Raw genomic sequence first — 17,980 nt, forward strand, 5'->3', positions numbered from 1 at the left:
GTGGTGATTAGAAGTGAAATAGTGCGGTATCTATGGTGATGTCAGATTCGTTCACGCTGATCTGATCGGCGTACGGATCACCGGGCTGGGGGGACGCTCTGATGATCTCGGTTCTGATCGCCGTGTTGGTCCTCGCTGCGCTGGCGTTGGCGCCGTGGCTGTCCCAACTGGGCGGCGGCGTCGATGTCGAGCTGTGGGAACGCGGACGCAAGGCGTTGCGAGCGGTCATGACGGGCGAGGAAGAGGACGCCGAGGCCGACGCCGGGGACGGGAGGATAGAACCCACGGGCAACGTGCGGATCCTCCCCACGAAGAAGCAGGACGATCGAATCGAAGAAATCGAAGACGACGACGAAGACGTGATGATGGAGCCTCCGACCGCCCACACCGCCTGAGACGGTCGGTCGCAGCGGCCCCGGCGTGGAACCAGCCATTGTTCGTGCCGGGGCCGCTCACTGCGCGGGGCGCCCTGATCCCGCCGAAACGCCGCGCTGGGAAGAACCCGGGGTCACAGCAATGAGGACTGGCCGCCGTCGTAGACCAGCAAGCCGTCTTCTCTCTGTCGGGCCGCCGGGAAAGGGGTGTGGCCGGTCAGGTGCCCATCGTGCATGAGGTGGGCCACGGACACGTCCCGTACCATCACGAGGAAATCGGCGAGCAGGCGGCGGTGGCAACGCCACCAGACGCTCTCGCTGCACATCACCGCCGTCGCGCCGCCGGCGGCGTCCGCCTTGTCCGCCTCGGCCAGCAGATCATCGACGGCGGCCGAGAACTCCGCGGTGCGCATGTGCGCGGCGTAGCCGCGGAACATCTCTTCCCGCCAGGCCAGGTCCGGCGAGTCGCCAGGCGGACGCCGGAACCCGCCGAGGCGCTTGTCCCAGCGATAGGCGATGCCCTGCTCGGGCAGCCACCGCTCCAGCTCGCGCCGCGCCACGTGCGGGTTGCGTCGGCTGCCGGGGGCGATACGGATGTCCACGACCAGCCTGACGTTCGCGCCGTTCAGCAAGCGCGTGAGCAGATCGCGGTCCGCGGTGCCGTGCCCGAAGGTGATCAGTGCGCGTTGCGGGTGCATCCTTGCCTTTTACCCGACCCGTTACCCGACCCGGTGCGCCCACGCCCGCGGTTGGCGACGCGTGGCCCCGTGACGTGCGCGGGACGGATGTGCGATGGCAGGTGAGTGCGCCCGTGACGGGGGGCACCGCGACCAGGAGCCGTCCGAGGGGGTCACAGGAGCACAGCAGTGAATGTGCGTCCGAGGGAGACGAGGCAGGCATGAGCCTGTGGACTGCCGATATCCACGCCACCGTCACCCTCGCCGTCGACATTGGCCGATGGGCGGCCCGCCCGTGGCTCTCCAGCCGCGGATGGCGTGCGGTCGCCTGGTAGATCGCGGATTTGCCGGTGCCGGTCGGCGCTCCGCCTGTGCCTCGCGGCCTGGCCGGGTCCGGCTCCTATCACTGCCAGTGGGGCGTGATCCGCTGCTTCACGTCATACTTTTGCGGCAACGTCCTCTTCACCTCGTCGGCCGCCGGGCAGCCGCGGCCGCCCGCCCACCGGCCAGAGACCGCGTCCCGCGAGGGGACCGAGGGCGCGTGGGGCGGCGAGAAGCGGGACGCCAAGTGGCGACCAGGGCGGCGGCGAGCAGCAGTTCGGCGATGTCCCCGCCGTAGTACATGATCTCCGCGGCGCCGCGGACCTGTGCGATGGGCGCGCGCACGTCGACGAGGTATCCGCCGTACATCAGCTGTGCGATGACGGCGTGCGCGGCGATGGCCGCGCCGAGGACGACGAGCCGGGCCGGGACGCCGGGCCGCGAGGGCGCGGGATCGGGGCCGGCGATGACCCACGCGAACAGGCAGCCCGACAGCAGGAAGTGGGCGTGGACCAGCCGGTGCAGGACCGGGTCGGCAGCGGTGGCGTCGTACAGGGGCGTGAAGTACAGGACGGCCATGCCGCCGCCGGTCAGGGTCAGCGCGGTGACGGGGTGGGTCGGCGGCCGCAGCGCCCGGCTGCGCAGCACGCCGGTGAGCCGCCTCGCGTGCTTCACGGGCAGCGCCCGCAGCAGCACGGTGATCGGGGCGCCCATCACCAGCGCCACCGGGGCGTACATCCCGATCAGCAGATGCTGCAGCATGTGGCCGCGGAAGTCCCGGTGGGCGAACGCTGCGAGCGGAGGGAGCAGGGCCACGGCCAGCAGCACGCATCCGGTGAGAAAGCTCGCAGTACGCCGGCGCGGCAGCGGGCGCCGCCCCGAACGCGCGGCGCGCCGCACCAGCAGCAGGTAGACGGCCGGGAGCAGCGCGACGAGGGCAAGCGGCGGCAGGACGTCCCAGAGCCCGTCGCCGCGCTCGGGCAGCGGATGATCGTGCATCATGTGCTCCGCGGCCGACCGGGGGCGTCGCCGTCCCCGGAGGCCGGTTCGGGGGTGATGGGATCGCCGGTGCGCCGCACGAGGTGCCCGGCGGCCACCAGCACGGCGCCCAGCACCAGAAAGCCGATGTCCCACCAGAGCTGGTAGGGACCGCCGCGCACGTGATGGATCGCGAGAACGTGGTGGTCGACGACGCCTTCGACGAGGTTGAACAGCCCCCAGCCGACCAGCATCCAGCCCCACAGCACCCGGGAGGCCCAGACCCGGCGGCGGCCGCCGGTCACCCGCGAGTACAGGAGGGCCAACCCGGTCAGCACCGCCAGCCAGCACACGACGTGAAAGATCCCGTCCCACACCGTGTTCATCTCCAACCCGGAGACGGTGCGGGGGTCGTAGTACTTCACGCCGATGTTGTCGCTGTCGGTGCCGGTGAGCATGTGGTGCCACCTCAGCAGTTGGTGCAGCAGGATGCCGTCGACGAACCCGCCGAGCCCCACTCCCAGCACGATGCCCGGCAGTCGCAGGCTCGCCGGCTCGGCTTCATCTCGAGTCCGGGCAGTCACAGTGGTCACGGTCCGCTCTGTTCCCGACGGCATGGGGAAAAACCAGGACCGTGCCGGGACGTGACCTGTTTCCCCGGACGCCGTGTCGAGACGGGCTCGTCCGCCCGGACCGGGGTCCGGCCGCGCTGGGATGACACCAGGAGGTGATCATCCTGGTCGTCGTCGCCGGAGCGACGGGGACGAACGGGCGTGAGGTGACCCTGCACTGGGCGCCGTCGGGAACGGCATGCGCTGAACCGTGCAGCTCGGCAGTCGACCCACGCGGTGACGTATGCGGGGGCCAGACCCATCGTCACGGACGCCCGCGCCGCGTCGCCCGGCACGTCGAGTCCGCACCCGACACGAAGGAGCGTCACCCGCGCGGACGCACCGCGGCGGCCGGATATGAGGGGTCGGCAGGGTCTGTCAAGATGGCCGCATGGGTGGTTCGGAGATGCGGGTCTACGGGGGTGTCACCGGCGCCGACCGCATGGCCGAACGCCGGGCGCAATTGATCGAGGCCGGACTGGACCTGCTCGGCGGCACCGAGGGCGACCAGCTCACCGTGCGCCGGGTGTGCCGCAAGGCGGGGCTCACCCCCCGCTACTTCTATGAGAGCTTCGCCGACCGCGACGAACTGGTGTCGGCCGTCTACGACCACGTCGTGCAGACCATCGCCGCCGGGGCCCTCGCCGCCGTCGAGGCCGCCGGACCGCGGGCCGAGGCGAAGATCCGCGCCGGGCTGACCAGCATCGTCCGGGCCGTGGCGGAGGACCGCCGGCACGGGCGGGTGCTGTTCTCCGTCACGCTGACCGACCCGCTGCTGGCGCGGCGGAGGCTGGAGTCGTCGCGGTTCTTCGCGCGCCTGCTCATCGGGCAGGCGCGCCAGTCCTACGGTGTCCCGGACAGTCCGCAGCTGGAGCTCGTCGCGCAGTTCGTCGTCGGCGGCCTCGCACAGACGCTGACCGCCTGGCTGGCGGGCACGCTGTCGCTGAGCGAGGCGGAGATCGTGGCCGAGTGCGTGGAGATCTTCACCGCCCTCGCCGATCGCAAAGCGCCCGCGGCGTCCGGCTGATCCCGCCCCGCCGGGTGCCGTTCGGCGGTCAGGCCCGCGCCCGGCGCCGACCTGCCGCCACCGGACGGCCCGAGGCTGTGCCGACGGTGAGAGCGGGGGTCGCCTCACCGGCGCTTCCCGAAGACGTAGCACTCAACCTGGGCGCGCTGGTAGCTCATGCCGCGTCGGACGTACTCGCGCACGCAGGCACGCTGACGGGCGCTGAGCTTGAGCTCGCCGCACACGGTCACGCTCGAATACGTGCGGCAGCGCAGGGCGGGGTTCCAGGCTCCGATCGTGTACTTCTTCTTGGTCTCGGCGCGGCAGGCCTGGCGGGCGGCCTTGCCGTCGGCGTACCGGCACTGGTCGAGGAGCGTCCGGTATTGCGCCGGGCTGACGGGCTCCTTGTCGGTGCAATCGGTGGCGTGCGCGGCGCCCGAGGCGGTGAGCGCCGCCATCGCGGCGAGCATCACGATCGAAATGACCTTGTTCACAGCGTCTCCTCTCTGCTGATGGGCGTGTTCGCATGGCCTGGTCCTCCGGCCGCATGACGAGCAAGGAGCCACCCGGCCGTGAGCCATGCGTTGGACGCTGCCGTCGGCCGTCCCGCCACCGCGACAGGCCACTCTCTCTCACATGTTGTGCACTCAGCCGGCCCCCAGGGGGAGTTCGCGGTGATACCCCAGAATGCGGACCCGATTCGCCCCCGTAGATCTACTGTCCGGACGACGCCGGGCGACGCCGGCCCGGCTGCCCCCGGTGTCCGGCCGCTTCCTCCGGTGTCCGCGCGAACCTGGCACCCCGGTGCAGGCGCGGTCTCCACGTGCACACCGCAGACCCGGATGACGGTGTCATCCGCCGTTGGAATCGGCGCGGCGGTCCATGCGGGCCCCGGCCCCCAGGCGTCGTACGGCGGAGCGAACCGACGGGTCCTGAACGCCGCGCCGGGAACCGCCGCTCGGCCTGACCGGACAAGGACGGCAGAGGCCGTTGATCGCGTCGCCGTCGGACGGCCCTTCCGACAGGCCACGGTCGGCAAGCCGATAGTCCCTGGTCAGGGCGGTGGCGGGGCTCGCGCCGGGCGGCCGCCGTAGATCCACTCGGACAGGATGGCTGATATGCCTCAAATTCTTGACTGATTCCAAAAAATGAGCCAGGCTGTCCGACGTGGCCAAGCCCATGGACTTCCCGCGGATGCTGCGTGAGGCCGGACTGCGCGTGACCCGCCCGCGTGTGGCGGTGCTGAGCGCGGTGCACGCGCATCCGCACGCGGACACCGACTCGGTCCTCTCCGCCGTGCGCAGGGAGCTTCCGAAGGTGTCCCACCAGGCCGTGTACGACTCGCTGCACGCGCTGACGTCGGCGGGCCTGGTGCGGCGCATCCAGCCCTCCAGGTCCGTGGCCCGCTACGAGACGCGGACCGGAGACAACCACCACCACATCGTGTGCCGGTCCTGCGGGGCCATCGCCGACGTCGACTGCGCCGTCGGCGAGGCGCCCTGCCTGACCGCCTCCGACGACCGCGGCTACGCGATCGACGAGGCCGAGGTCATCTACTGGGGCCTGTGCCCCGGCTGTTCCGCCGCCGAAAGTCCTTGAGACGCCCCGCTGAGCCCCGAAAGGAAAGACATGGCTGAGACCAACGAGACCACCGCCTACCAGACGAACGAGGAGAGCGCCGGAGGCTGCCCGGTTGCGCACGAGCGGCTCCCTCACCCGACCGAGGGCGGCGGGAACCGCAACTGGTGGCCCAACCGGCTGAACCTGAAGATCTTGGCCAAGCACCACCCCGCGGCCAACCCTTACGGTGAGGACTTCAACTACCGCGAGGCGTTCCTGAGCCTCGACCTCGCCGAGGTGAAGCGCGACATCGCGGAGGTGCTGACGACGTCCCAGGACTGGTGGCCCGCCGACTTCGGCCACTACGGTCCGTTCATCATCCGGATGGCGTGGCACAGCGCGGGCACCTACCGCATCGACGACGGCCGCGGCGGCGCCGGGACCGGCCAGCAGCGTTTCGCGCCCCTCAACAGCTGGCCGGACAACGCGAACCTCGACAAGGCCCGCCGGCTGCTGTGGCCGGTGAAGAAGAAGTACGGGCGGAAGATCTCCTGGGCCGACCTGATGATCCTCGCCGGCAACGTCGCCCTGGAGACGATGGGCTTCAAGACCTTCGGCTTCGCCGGCGGCCGCGAGGACGTCTGGGAGCCCGAGGAGGACGTCTACTGGGGGCCCGAGACCACCTGGCTCGGCGACGAGCGCTACTCCGGCGACCGCGAGCTGGAGAACCCCCTGGCCGCGGTGCAGATGGGCCTCATCTACGTCAACCCGGAGGGGCCGAACGGCAACCCCGACCCGCTCGCCGCGGCCCGCGACATCCGCGAGACGTTCCGCCGCATGGCGATGAACGACGAGGAGACCGTCGCCCTGATCGCCGGCGGCCACACCTTCGGCAAGACGCACGGCGCCGGCCCCGCGGAGAACGTCGGCCCCGAGCCCGAGGGCGCGCCCCTCGAGGAGCAGGGCCTCGGCTGGAAGAACAGCTACAAGAGCGGCAAGGGCCCCGACACGATCACCAGCGGCCTTGAGGGGACGTGGACGCCCACTCCGACCAAGTGGGACAACTGGTACTTCGAGAACCTGTTCCGCTACGAGTGGGAGCTGACCAAGAGCCCGGCGGGCGCCTACCAGTGGCGGCCGAAGGACGGCGCCGGCGCCGGCACCGTCCCCGACGCCCACGACCCGACGAAGACGCATCCGCCGACGATGCTCACGACCGACCTGGCGCTGCGGTTCGACCCCATCTACGAGCCGATCTCGCGGCGCTTCTGGCAGAACCCCGACGAGTTCGCCGACGCCTTCGCGCGGGCGTGGTTCAAGCTGACCCACCGCGACATGGGGCCGGTCACCCGCTACCTCGGCCCGGAGGTCCCGAGCGAGACCCTGCTGTGGCAGGACCCGATCCCCGAGGTGGACCACGAGCTCGTCGACGCCGCCGACATCGCCGCGCTCAAGGAGCAGATCCTCGCGTCCGGCCTGTCGGTGTCCCAGCTCGTCAAGACCGCCTGGGCCGCCGCCTCGACGTTCCGCGGCAGCGACAAGCGCGGGGGCGCCAACGGCGGCCGCATCCGCCTCGAGCCGCAGAACAACTGGGAGGTCAACGAGCCCGAGCAGCTGGCGGCGGTGCTGAGCACGCTGGAGGGCATCCAGCGGTCCTTCAACGACGCCCAGACCGGCAACAAGAAGATCTCGCTGGCCGACCTGGTCGTGCTGGGCGGGTGCGCCGCCGTCGAGAAGGCCGCCAAGGACGCCGGGGTCGACGTCGAGGTGCCCTTCACGCCGGGGCGCATGGACGCGTCGCAGGAGCAGACCGACGTCGAGTCCTTCGCCGTACTGGAGCCGACTGCGGACGGCTTCCGCAACTACCTCGGCAAGGGCCACCGGCTGCCGGCCGAGTACCTCCTGATCGACCGGGCCAACCTGCTGACGCTGAGCGCGCCCGAGATGACGGTCCTCGTCGGCGGTCTGCGGGTGCTCGGCGCCAACTACAAGGGGTCGCAGCTCGGCGTCTTCACCAAGACGCCCGGGGTGCTGACCAACGACTTCTTCGTCAACCTGCTCGACATGGGCACGACGTGGCACCCGACGTCCGAGGAGTCCGAGACCTTCGAGGGCCGCGACTCCGTCACGGGCGAGGTCAAGTGGACCGGCAGCCGCGTCGACCTCGTGTTCGGCTCCAACTCGGAGCTGCGCGCGGTCGCGGAGGTCTACGCGAGCGACGACGCGCGGGAGAAGTTCGTGCACGACTTCATCGCCGCGTGGGACAAGGTGATGAACCTCGACCGGTTCGACCTCGTCTGACGTCTCACCCGCGTTGACGTCCAGGCCGGCCCGCACGGGCCAGCCTGGACGCTCGCGTTCTCAGGCGCTTGCCGTACGCAGGCTTCGGGTCCGGCAGAAGCAGCGCCCCGCGCCCGGTTCGCAAAGGCGTCCACTCCTCACAGCGGCTCGGCCGACACCGCTGGACGATCAAGCGCGCCACTGCACGGCTCAACGGCTTTCGCCGCCCGCATCGACACTACGAACGCTCCGCCCGGCACTTCCTCGCCGTCGCCGACGACTACTCCCGCCGCCTCGCCACTGGATCACCTCTACAGCGGGAGGACTCGCCCGAGTGGGGGCGGTCGGTGAGCGTGCCCAGAGAGGTCAGCCGGTCTCCCGGCACTGCGGACACAGACCCCAGAACGTGACCTCGGCCTCGTCCACGAGGTAGCCGGCGTCGTCCACCGGGTCCAGGCAGGGCGCGTCCCCGACGGTGCAGTCGACGTCCTTGACCGTTCCGCAGTTCCGGCACACGAGATGATGGTGGTTGTCGCCGACGCGCCCCTCGTACCGGGCAGGGCTCCCGGCCGGTTCGATGCGGCGGACCAGCCCCGCCGCGGTGAGCGCGTGGAGGGCCTCGTAGACCGCCTGAAGGGAAATGTGGCCCACGCGGTCGCGCACGCCTGAGGCGATCGACTCGACGTCGAGGTGGTCGCCCTCTCGGACGGTCTCGAGCAGCGCGACGCGGGCCGCCGTCACCCGCAGGCCGGCACCGCGCAGCTCCTCGGCGGTGGACGGGGACTGGGATGCGGTCATGGGCCCTAGAACCACCTTTGAAAACGCGAACGATTCGAGACAGCGAATAATGCAAGTCTAAGTCAAGATACGGTATGCCCCTAGTAAGTGCATCTTTGGGGTCGAACGTCCGGAACCGCGGACGGTGGCACTGCCCTGGGGCAACGACGAGCGAGGCGTCGCCAAGGGCAGGAGTGCGGCATCACATCGCCCGCGGTACCGGCCAAGAGACCGCCGCTTCGACCAGCGGAAACATGGCGTGAACCGATGGACCCGCAGGCTGACCCCACACAGCCGTCCGCTCAGAGACGACCAGCCGAGCCCGAAGCGAAACCCCGGCCGCCCTCGCTCGCGCAAGCCCGTGACGAACGGTCAGGCAGCGGTGACGAAGTGACGTCGGCCGTAGATGCTCCGCACATATGGAGCGGATGCGCGGAGCATGTCGCCCAGCCGATGACCGTGCGGGAAGTCCTCCGGCCCATCTGCGCCGCGGTCACGCTGGGCGTAGGCATCCTCAAGCCGCGCTCAGGGAGGACAAGCCGATCCTTGGGCCCGTCTCGCAATCCGGCGGAGCGTGCGGGAAGCCGTAGACGGGTCCAGATGTCGCCATGCCCGCCCCGCCTCCACACTGGCGAGGCGCCTGCCCGGAGCAGGAGGCGGGTCGTCTGTGTCCGTCTGGCCTGTTGCCGCCTCTCACAGTGCTCACTAGCATCGACCCCGTGATTGCCGGGTTGGCTACGAGCCGCGCACAGAAGGGTTACCCGGCCGCTGCTTGATCGCCGCGCGGGCGCGAGGCCCGCCCTCCCGTTGCGAGATGCGCCGAGGACTGCTCGCAACGGAAGGAGGTGCACAGTGAGCTGGCAGGAATTCATCGCCCGTCACCAGGTCGGCGACGTCATCGAAGGCGTGGTGACCGAGCAGATGCCGTTCGGGGCCTTCGTGGAATCGGAGGGCTGCACCGGACTGGCCCATGGGCACTCGTGGCCCGTGGGCACCCGCGTCTCGGTCAAGATCCTCGCGATCGACCCCGAGAAGCAGCGGTTCAGCCTGGACGCCGCCTGAGCGGACGTCGGGCCTGGTCCTGTTCGTGACCGCCACGGGCGCGGGTCGTCCCTGGGAATGCCGACCGAAGGGTGACGTCTGGAAGCCCGCCCGCCTCGGGCACCCGGGAGATTGATCGGTCACCAGCGGGCGTACATCGGGGGCGACCCCCCGCCCTACCGCACGCACTGTGCGGTTCGGCTGAACGAGTCGGCAGAGCAGGAAGGGCCGCCCGATCAGGCTGTGTTCAGCCTCAACGCGGACACCCCACCGGGCTTGCGTTCGACCGCAGTCCCCAGGGTGACCAGGACCAGGGGACCGACGTCCTTGCGGACCTGCATGGCAGTCCCCGATCGAAGGGACCGATGATTCGTTCAGGCGGCGGCTGCTGCCACGGCGAGGAGCAGCATCAGCACCAGCAAGACGCCGGCGACGCCCAGGAGCACGTACGTGAACGCCGCGCCGGGCCACTTCTGCGGTCCCACGCCGAACGCACCGCCCATGAACACGACCATGGGTGCGCGGTATTCGAGCGCCACCTGCTGACCGGGCTGCACCGGCACGGTCAGGTCGGCGTGGCCGATCTCCGACGGCAGCAGGTACGGGATGTGGATCCGCAGGTGGTGGTTGCCCGGCGGCAGAGGCAGCACGTTGACGCCCCACCTTCCCTGCTGGCGGTACCCGTTGATCGTGATCACGGGGGTGAAGGCGCTGTACATGAAGGCCAGCGGATGGTGCTTGATGTCGACCGTCACCTGGCCGCCGCCGCTCGCGGGGTGACCCGGCGGCTGAGCGTACTGAGGGGGCTGACCGGGCTGCGGCCCGCCCGGTGCACCTTGCCAGGGGGTGCCCCAGGCGTTGTTGCCCGGCTGCTGAGGGTGCTGCGGATTGTTCATAAACCGTTTTCGTGGCGTCGTTTGGGCAGACAAACGCCCAAAAGGGGTTAGGGAAGCGCGCTGATCAGGAGTGTACGGTGCGTAGGCGGTCCTGTGCGAACGATCTGTGCACTCGCCTCGTCTGCGAGCGAACTGCAGGCGACTTCCCGCGCCCTCGCTCTCCAACGTCCGCCAGAAGGCGAGACGTGCCCCAGGGATCGGATCGTCCTGCCGGAGTGCGGTCTGAGGACGCCCACGCCGGCGTGACCACCGCGTAGATGTTCCGCAGGACCTGCCTGCCGCTTTCCGCAGCTCGTCGACCGTCAGACATGCTTCGCGCATCCGCTCCATGTTGTGCACGGAGCACCTACGGCCGATGTGCCTTGCAACTGAGCACACGAACCACGGCTTGACTGACGCCTCCTTCCTTGCCGTTCGGCATCCGTCATGGATTGCATGAGCGGGGGCGTTCCAGCTTCCGCAGCCAGATGTTCAGGTCAGTACCTGCGAACCGAACTGAATGAAAACTGGCCGTTTCCTTCATAGACTCGCAGGTCAGCAAGTGTCGGCCCCGCGCACGCGGGGATGGTCCGTGTGGTCTGCCTTTTGGCCACAGGTCGAGCGTGTCGGCCCCGCGCACGCGGGGATGGTCCTTCCTGCGCAGCTCGGTCATGGACAGGTCCGGGGTCGGCCCCGCGCACGCGGGGATGGTCCCACGCCCGGCCATGTCGGACAGCTCATCGGCCGGTCGGCCCCGCGCACGCGGGGATGGTCCCGAGCCGGACATCTGCTCGTCTACATCCCCGTCGTCGGCCCCGCGCACGCGGGGATGGTCCGTACTACTACGGCGGCGGCCTGGCCGTGGGCCCGTCGGCCCCGCGCACGCGGGGATGGTCCCATCGCCGGGCAGCTGGGCGGCAGCAGGCGCCGGTCGGCCCCGCGCACGCGGGGATGGTCCCATCGCCGGGCAGCTGGGCGGCAGCAGGCGCAGGTCGGCCCCGCGCACGCGGGGATGGTCCCCCGAGGCCGCGTCAAGAGTCGCCGGGGCAGTGGTCGGCCCCGCGCACGCGGGGATGGTCCGTCCAGATGGACTTTAGCGTCACCGTCAGTGTCGTCGGCCCCGCGCACGCGGGGATGGTCCCATGGCCGGACATGACGGCGGCAGCAGGCGCCGGTCGGCCCCGCGCACGCGGGGATGGTCCCATCGCCTACGAGACGCTCCGGGCCATGCGTGCGTCGGCCCCGCGCAGCGGGGATGGTCCCAGTCGGACCTTGCGGACCGTCTGGAGAGCCTGGGGCGGCCCCGCACATGTGGGGATGGTCCCCTCGTCAGGTGGCGGATGGAGTACACGTGCGGGTCGGCCCCGCGTATGCGGGCATGGTCCCGTCACCGCGTATAGCTGACCCCACCGGAACATGTCGGCTCCGCGCACGCGGGTGATTCGGAACGATGTTCCCGCCGATCCGGCGTCGAGTTGGCCCGCACAAGTCGAGGTGGCCACGGCTGCGAGGGGCTTCGACCCAACAATGAGTTGGCCGCGCGGACATTTGGGACTGGGATCCCACGCCTGGCGGTCGCTGGCGGCTGTGTCGGCCCAGCGTGGGAAGGTCCGGACGAGTAGACCATGGGCCCGCTGCATGGGCGGCCTCGCGTACGCGGGATGGTTCCACGAACTCCGGACGCAGTTCGCTGTGGTGCTGCCGCATGGTGTGTGCGAGGTTGGTCCGCAGGCAACCCAGAAGGTCGAGGCGCGGTTGTCTGGCGGCGCTGCGTTTGCGGGGATGCTCCGCTCGGGCGTGCGTCTGGCCGTGTGGGGCAAGGCTTCGACAGGAGGGCCTGGGGTACCGCTGGACAGCATTGCGGACTCCAAAGGGAACGCTTGTCTTCCAGCCCAGGTATGTCTTCTGCGCATGGCTGACCGGCCCACCGGGCACCCTCGATGCCGTGACCGCCCCACACGCACCGGCAGCGTTGGCCGCGCTTCTCGTCGCCGCATACGTCGATCGCGACGGCAGGCAGGCGGATGCGCTCATCAACGGGTTGACCGACCGCCAGCGGCAGCAGCTGCTGGACGCCCTCGGCGCGCTGGCCCGGTCCACCCGCACCGCGGTGTCCGGTGCAGACGGTCACGTCCCCGGAGTCGGTGACGCCCGGTCGCTCGATGAGCGAGTGCACGAGGTCCTCGCGCAGGTCACCGACGTGGACACCGAGGCCGCGCTGCAAAGCTACCTGCACCGGCCGCGCACCATGCCCGGAGAGACGCCTGCGGCGTCGGCCGCCGAGGTCACGGCGATGGTTCACGCGAGTGCCGCCTACGCCGCGGTGCTGATGGAGTCGCGGCCGATACCGCCGACGGTGTTGGCGGCGGGTCTGCGTGCGATGGCCCGACATGTGCAGGGCCCTGCCCCGGAGCAGTGACCCCTGGTCAGCGGCGTGCCGACCGGTTCGGGGTGTCCGCGGCGAGGGGCGCGGTCGGGTCATCGTGGTCCCGCTGCGCGGTCTCGGCCGAGCCGTCCTCGGGCATCACCACCGGCGCGGGCGCCTCCCAGCCTTCGCGTTCCAGCGCGCGCAGGAACGCCTCGACCATCACCGGGTCGAAGTGCTCGCCCGCGCAACGTCGAAGTTCCTCCACGGCTTCTTCGGTGCTGAGCGCGGGCCGGTAGGAGCGGGTGGAGGTCATGGAGTCGAACGCGTCGGCCACCGAGATGACCCGGGCGAACTCGGGGATCTCGTCGCCGGCCAGGCCCATCGGGTAGCCGGTGCCGTTCACCCGCTCGTGGTGGTGCATGATCCCCGCCAGCGCCTCGTCCAGGAAGCCGATCTCCCGGACGATCTCCAGACCGCGCATCGGGTGCAGCTGGATCGCGGCGAACTCCTCCTCGGTCAGCTTCCCGGCCTTCTGCAGCACCTTGGTGGGGACGCCGAGCTTGCCCACGTCGTGCAGCATGCCCGCGTACCGGATCGCCTCCACCCGGTCGGGCCGCATGCCGATCTCGCGCGCGATCATCACCGACCCGCGGGAGACCCGTTCGGAGTGACCGCGGGTGTAGTAGTCCTTGGTCTCCACCGCCTGGCACAGGGCGGCCAGCGTGGCCGCGTGGGCCTTCTGCTGGGCGTGGGTCTGCTCCAGCGCCCAGCGCGCGATGAACAGCGGCAGCAGCACCAGCACCGCCGCGAACGTGCCCACGTGCGGCCACAGGCCCGCGATGAGCAGGCCGAACATGCCGTAGCCGAGGCAGCTGACCGCCAGGTCCCGGCTTTCGCGCAGCAGCTCGCGCGGCGCCGCCTGCTTGGACAACAGCAGGATCCCGGCGAGCAGCAGCAGGTTGACCCCGACGAAGGTGACGGCCGCGGCGACGAACGGGACGATCACCTGTTCGACCCAGTCGGCCTGGCCGGGTTGGAGCGGGCTGCCGCCGAGGAGTTCGAACACGGCGCCGGCGGTGTACCCGCTGATGGCGAACTGCGCGCCGTTGAAGAGCCGCTTGATCGGGGCCAACAGGCGCTGCCCGGTGACGAGGGCGGACAGCCCGAGGAGCGCGGCGCCGCCGGGGCCGAACAGCACGACCGACGCCAGACTGGCCGCGAACGCCAGCGACACTCTGGCGCTTTGCACGACGCCGAGCCGCGCCGGCGCCGAGTCGCAGACCCAGAACAGGACGGCCAGCACCGCGAGCGTGGTCCAGTCGCGCGTGGAGAATTCCGCCGTGGCGGCGGTGAGAGAGACGGCGATCAGCCAACCGGCCAAGGTGAGCGTGGCGCCGACATAGGCCCAGGCTGGACCGGGGAGTTTGCGCATGGTGCCGCCTCCTGCGGGTGAGGTGCTGGGGCACTCCTCCTCCACAGCGTAACGACATGATCACGCCAAGCGGTCGCTGATCGGTGAATCCTGGACAAGTTGTGACGTGCGATTGGAAGCTGTCGCCGCCTCAGGTCGGGCGTGTCCCGGGACGGCGCGTGACGCCTGATCGGACTCGCACCTGCAGCAGTCGGCCATCTCGGACGATGATCTGCGCAAAACTCCAGCTGCAATGCCACGGGTCGTGCATGACGCTGACGAGAAACGTCTGCGTGCGTCAGACGAGCGCCGACCGCTGTTGAGGACGGCGTCGTGCGACGCCTACCGACACGCACACAAGACGGGCGCCATCACCAGGCGGGACGGTGGGCTTGCGGATCAATGCCGAGAACGTCGTAGAGGTGCTTGCCGCGGCTGGCCCAATCGATCAGCCCCGTGCGGTCAATGAGGAGCAGCCCTGACATTGCCGCGAAGTCCTTCGCGGGTTCGATGAAAGGGTTCGTGGTCACCACCAGCACCAAGTTGGCCTTGGCTCCGCGGGTCTGCCGATGTCGGACCGATGGGTGACGCTGGGGCGGTGCTGCCCGCGTCCGACTACCGAGAAGCATGGGGAAAAGAATGACGTGACCGGGGCGGTAGGCGTTGGGGGGCGAGTGAAGCTTGAACCAGCAGCCTTCGGATCGAGAAGTCGGATCCACCGACTTCGATCAGCGCCGTCCGCTGTCCGCCCTGACAAAACCTAGGTCGGCAGTACTTGTTGCGATGTGGACCGTGCACCTCGGAAGCGATGGCGCCGACGCGCTTGACCTCGGGTGCGGCAGTGGCGAGGATGCGGGTTTGTCTCGGGCGGAGGGCGAACCGGAGGAGTCACGGCGTGGCGCTGGCGATCGAGCGAAACCAACACACGATGCTGGGCCATCGCCAGAACTTCATCGGACGCTCGGTTTCCTACAACACGGCCGCCTGGGACTACCGCGGTCGGACTTGGGCCGTTGAACGGCCCGCGGACGGAGAACCAGCCCGTCGCTGCACTGTCACATGCTCAGTGTGCGGGGAAAGGCTGACCTACAACGTGCACAGCCTTGCGGCAACGCGTCGAAGGCGTGTCCGCCGTTGGATCGCGGCCGCCGTCTTCCTGGTCGCCACCGTACCGGTGTTCGGTCTGATCGCGCTGGACCCCAGCAGTCCTGTCGTGCTGTCCATCGGGTACGGCGGTGGAAGCCTGACGTTCGTCACCAGCTGGGGCCTTGCCCTCAGCGCCGGCCAAGAAAGAGGGCTCGTCGGCCATGGATCCATCTGGCCCGGCTACGCGAAACACAAGTTGTTCGTTCGGAACACCGAGGACGGCCGCTGGGTGTAGCAAGCGAGGCGGCTTCGCCAGAGCCGGTGCCACTCCCATGAGATCCACCAGCTCAAGCACTGCCCGGCTCGGCGTTCGAGGGACGAAGAGCAGAACTGTCCCGTGATGTCGTGGGCACTCCTCACCGCAAGATCACCGGTCAATCCGATGAATCCGGGATAGGAGGGCGATAGGAGGCGCCCGCCTGCGGCGGAGGCGCGGTTCATCTCGCATCAGCAGCATTGCTGGAGCCGTAGATGTGAAAGCGTCCTGCCCTGCTCGTCGCCGACTGCCGGTGACGGTCATCGCCGCAGTTGATGGTTGCGGCATGCCGTCGATGAAGGGAACGCACAGGACGGCCACCACCCGCATGGAGGAGCGCGGGCGGCGTTGTCATGCTCAGGTGCCGTCCCAGCCGTGGAGGGTGAGCGGGGCGCCGGTCAGGTAGGCGCGGATACCGGCGGCCGTGTAGTCGATCGTGTTGGACGGCAGGATGGCAGGGTCCGTCCACAGCAGCTTTCCGCACTTGTGCGGTTCGGCGTTGTAAGGCTCGCCCTTCCAGCGGGAGGCGGCGAAGAAGAAGCCGATCCGTGCCAGGTCCGGGTGCTGCCGGTGGTGCACCACCGCGGCCAGGCGCAGAGCGTCCGGGTCGATGCGGACGCCGACCTCCTCGAACGCTTCCCGGGCGGCCCCGTGCGTGACGGGTTCACCGTCGTCGAGGTGGCCGGACGGCAGGTGCAGCATGCCGTCGCAGTACCCGGTGCCCCGCCGCTCCAGCAGGAGGATCTCTCCACCGCGTTCCAGGATCACGTGGACGTCGATGATCGAGCGGTACCGCTTCTGCTCCGCCATGGAGTTCCTCCGGACGCTGTGGTCGGCGCTGCGGCGCGACCATAACGCCTGGAGGGCGCTTGAGCTGTGAGAACACACAGTTGGCCTGTGGCCGGTGCCGTCTAGAGGGTTCTCAGCCTGTCCCGCAAAACGCGTACCAGGTCGTGCGGCGCAGTGGATGCGCTCTCGAGGCCGCCCACGACACCTCCTGACCGGTGCGCGAACATCTGGGATGCCGTGCGTCCCCGGCCTAGACTGCGTTGCGATGAGCGTCGACGGCACCCAGGCCGATGCTGCGCGTCGAGGGCTGGTCGATCACCTCGTCGCCGAAGGCGTCATCCGCACCTCCGCGATCGAGGCGGCCTTTCGAGCCGTGCCGCGCCACCGGTTCCTCCCCGGCATGCCCATCGCGGATGCCTACGCCGACCGGAGCGTCGTCACCAAGTGCGGCAGCGACGGAGCCCCGCTCAGCTCCGCGAGCCAGCCCACCATCGTCGCCCAGATGCTGGAACAAGCCCGACCGCGGCCCGGATGGCGTGTGCTGGAGATCGGCGCGGGCACCGGATACAACGCCGCACTGCTGCACGAGCTCGTCGGCGGCACCGGACAGGTCACCACGATCGAGATCTACGACGACGTGGCGGCCGCCGCCCGCCGCAACCTGGACGACACCGGGTACGAGGACGTTCTCGTGCTGACCGGCGACGGCGCGCTCGGCGCCCCCGAGCACGCGCCCTTCGACCTGATCATCGTGACCGCGGGCGCCTGGGACATTCCCGCCGCCTGGTGGGCCCAGCTCGCCCCCGCCGGCCGTGTCGTGGTCCCACTGCGCTGGCGCGGCCTCACCCGTTCGCTCGCCCTGGACCACCAGCCCGCCGGACCGGGACGCCCAGCGTCGCTGATCTCACGGTCGATGCACCTGTGCGGCTTCATCGCCATGACCGGCGGAAACGACGGTGAACGTACCGTCGCCCTCGCCGACGACGTCGTCCTGTTCACCGACCCGGACCAGTCCATCGACGGAGAACTCCTGCACGGTGTGCTCGACGCTCCTCGCGTCGAGACGTGGTCGGGAGTGGTCATCGACGGTGACCAGCCCGTGGAAAGGATCCGGTCCATAGAAGGGATCTGGCTGCGGTTGTCCACCATCGAGCCCGGCACCTGCCAGTTCAGTGCCGGTCCCAGCGCGGTTCGCGGCGGTCGGGCCACCCCGGCATCCCCCGTCAACCCGGCATTGGTCGAAGGCGACTCGATCGCCTATCTGGCGTCCCGCCGTGTCGCCGCAGGCGTTTCCCGCTGGGAGATCGGCGCGATCGGCCACGGTCCCCGCGGTGTCGAACTCGCCGAACGCATCGTGGAGCAGATCCGCCTCTGGGCCGAGAATCGGGACGCCCAGCCGACCGTCACCCTGTATCCGGCGGGCACTCCGGACGAGCAGATGATCAGTGGCCCGACCATCGACAAGCGCGACAGCCGCATGGTCCTCACATGGTGACCGCTGGGAAGCCCC

The 17,980-nt window shown here is 69.8% G+C and carries 17 protein-coding genes, 1 pseudogene and 1 CRISPR repeat array; of the genes and pseudogenes, 9 read left to right on the forward strand and 9 right to left on the reverse strand.

Annotation, left to right across the window (positions count from 1 at the left end):
* Positions 1 to 101: 101 nt before the first annotated feature.
* Positions 102 to 395: a hypothetical protein gene (locus AR3_RS11650; RefSeq protein WP_067912932.1), complete on the forward strand. Its 294-nt coding sequence runs from the start codon at positions 102 to 104 to the stop codon at positions 393 to 395.
* A gap of 113 nt (positions 396 to 508) precedes the next feature.
* Here AR3_RS11650 and AR3_RS11655 read toward each other — a convergent pair whose 3' ends face one another.
* The 3 genes from AR3_RS11655 to AR3_RS11665 form a co-directional block, all read right to left on the reverse strand.
* Positions 509 to 1,072: a DUF488 domain-containing protein gene (locus AR3_RS11655; protein WP_067912935.1), complete on the reverse strand. Its 564-nt coding sequence runs from the start codon at positions 1,070 to 1,072 to the stop codon at positions 509 to 511.
* Positions 1,073 to 1,513: 441 nt separating this feature from the next.
* Positions 1,514 to 2,371 carry a cytochrome c oxidase assembly protein gene (locus AR3_RS11660; protein WP_106259235.1) on the reverse strand — a complete coding sequence of 286 codons (858 nt, stop codon included), beginning with the start codon at positions 2,369 to 2,371 and terminating at the stop codon, positions 1,514 to 1,516.
* Positions 2,371 to 2,943, reverse strand: coding sequence for a DUF2243 domain-containing protein (locus AR3_RS11665; RefSeq protein ID WP_067912938.1), 573 nt, complete (start codon positions 2,941 to 2,943; stop codon positions 2,371 to 2,373). The genes AR3_RS11660 and AR3_RS11665 overlap by 1 nt, the downstream gene beginning before the upstream one ends.
* Positions 2,944 to 3,352: 409 nt before the next feature.
* Between AR3_RS11665 and AR3_RS11670 the strand changes: the two genes are divergently transcribed.
* Positions 3,353 to 3,988, forward strand: a complete 636-nt coding sequence (locus AR3_RS11670; RefSeq protein WP_217998518.1) for a TetR/AcrR family transcriptional regulator — start codon at positions 3,353 to 3,355, stop codon at positions 3,986 to 3,988.
* A 104-nt stretch (positions 3,989 to 4,092) separates the two neighbouring features.
* Here AR3_RS11670 and AR3_RS11675 read toward each other — a convergent pair whose 3' ends face one another.
* Positions 4,093 to 4,461: a hypothetical protein gene (locus tag AR3_RS11675; protein ID WP_227023382.1), complete on the reverse strand. Its 369-nt coding sequence runs from the start codon at positions 4,459 to 4,461 to the stop codon at positions 4,093 to 4,095.
* Between the two features lie 700 nt (positions 4,462 to 5,161).
* On the opposite strand from AR3_RS11675, the gene AR3_RS11680 reads away from it, so the two are divergent.
* The 3 genes and pseudogenes from AR3_RS11680 to AR3_RS32125 form a co-directional block, all read left to right on the forward strand.
* Positions 5,162 to 5,566 (forward strand): Fur family transcriptional regulator, encoded by a 405-nt coding sequence (locus tag AR3_RS11680; RefSeq protein ID WP_067913046.1) that lies wholly within the window; start codon positions 5,162 to 5,164, stop codon positions 5,564 to 5,566.
* 30 nt (positions 5,567 to 5,596) lie between these two features.
* Positions 5,597 to 7,828, forward strand: coding sequence for a catalase/peroxidase HPI (gene katG / locus AR3_RS11685; protein ID WP_067912941.1), 2,232 nt, complete (start codon positions 5,597 to 5,599; stop codon positions 7,826 to 7,828).
* Positions 7,829 to 7,938: 110 nt separating this feature from the next.
* Positions 7,939 to 8,082, forward strand: a pseudogene (locus tag AR3_RS32125) (IS5/IS1182 family transposase); the annotation flags it as partial.
* A gap of 91 nt (positions 8,083 to 8,173) precedes the next feature.
* Here AR3_RS32125 and AR3_RS11690 read toward each other — a convergent pair.
* Positions 8,174 to 8,605, reverse strand: coding sequence for a Fur family transcriptional regulator (locus tag AR3_RS11690; RefSeq protein ID WP_067912944.1), 432 nt, complete (start codon positions 8,603 to 8,605; stop codon positions 8,174 to 8,176).
* A gap of 831 nt (positions 8,606 to 9,436) precedes the next feature.
* Between AR3_RS11690 and AR3_RS11695 the strand changes: the two genes are divergently transcribed.
* Entirely contained in the window at positions 9,437 to 9,646 is a 210-nt protein-coding gene (locus tag AR3_RS11695) for a S1 RNA-binding domain-containing protein (RefSeq protein WP_067912947.1), read from the forward strand.
* Positions 9,647 to 9,999: 353 nt separating this feature from the next.
* Here the strand turns inward: AR3_RS11695 and AR3_RS11700 are convergent, their stop codons facing one another.
* On the reverse strand, positions 10,000 to 10,521 hold the full coding sequence (locus AR3_RS11700; protein WP_146150380.1) for a hypothetical protein: 522 nt from the start codon (positions 10,519 to 10,521) through the stop codon (positions 10,000 to 10,002).
* A gap of 543 nt (positions 10,522 to 11,064) precedes the next feature.
* Positions 11,065 to 11,703: a CRISPR direct-repeat array (repeat unit 28 nt; unit sequence GTCGGCCCCGCGCACGCGGGGATGGTCC).
* Between the two features lie 742 nt (positions 11,704 to 12,445).
* Between AR3_RS11700 and AR3_RS11705 the strand changes: the two genes are divergently transcribed.
* Positions 12,446 to 12,919, forward strand: coding sequence for a hypothetical protein (locus AR3_RS11705; protein WP_146150381.1), 474 nt, complete (start codon positions 12,446 to 12,448; stop codon positions 12,917 to 12,919).
* Between the two features lie 7 nt (positions 12,920 to 12,926).
* Here AR3_RS11705 and AR3_RS11710 read toward each other — a convergent pair whose 3' ends face one another.
* Together AR3_RS11710 and AR3_RS30465 are read right to left on the reverse strand one after the other, a co-directional pair.
* Positions 12,927 to 14,300: an HD-GYP domain-containing protein gene (locus AR3_RS11710; RefSeq protein WP_067912956.1), complete on the reverse strand. Its 1,374-nt coding sequence runs from the start codon at positions 14,298 to 14,300 to the stop codon at positions 12,927 to 12,929.
* Positions 14,301 to 14,650: 350 nt separating this feature from the next.
* Entirely contained in the window at positions 14,651 to 14,821 is a 171-nt protein-coding gene (locus tag AR3_RS30465) for a PDDEXK family nuclease (protein ID WP_146150391.1), read from the reverse strand.
* Positions 14,822 to 15,174: 353 nt separating this feature from the next.
* On the opposite strand from AR3_RS30465, the gene AR3_RS30470 reads away from it, so the two are divergent.
* On the forward strand, positions 15,175 to 15,660 hold the full coding sequence (locus AR3_RS30470; RefSeq protein ID WP_146150390.1) for a hypothetical protein: 486 nt from the start codon (positions 15,175 to 15,177) through the stop codon (positions 15,658 to 15,660).
* Between the two features lie 378 nt (positions 15,661 to 16,038).
* Here AR3_RS30470 and AR3_RS11720 read toward each other — a convergent pair whose 3' ends face one another.
* A complete protein-coding gene (locus tag AR3_RS11720; RefSeq protein ID WP_083951347.1) occupies positions 16,039 to 16,491 on the reverse strand; it encodes an NUDIX hydrolase in 453 nt (150 codons plus the stop codon).
* A 244-nt stretch (positions 16,492 to 16,735) separates the two neighbouring features.
* On the opposite strand from AR3_RS11720, the gene fxlM reads away from it, so the two are divergent.
* Complete coding sequence (fxlM, locus tag AR3_RS11725; protein WP_067912962.1) at positions 16,736 to 17,965, forward strand: methyltransferase, FxLD system; 1,230 nt, start codon at positions 16,736 to 16,738, stop codon at positions 17,963 to 17,965.
* Positions 17,966 to 17,980: the final 15 nt, after the last annotated feature.

The organism is Actinomadura rubrobrunea NBRC 15275, assembly GCF_001552235.1.
Taxonomy (GTDB): Bacteria; Actinomycetota; Actinomycetes; order Streptosporangiales; family Streptosporangiaceae; genus Spirillospora; species Spirillospora viridilutea.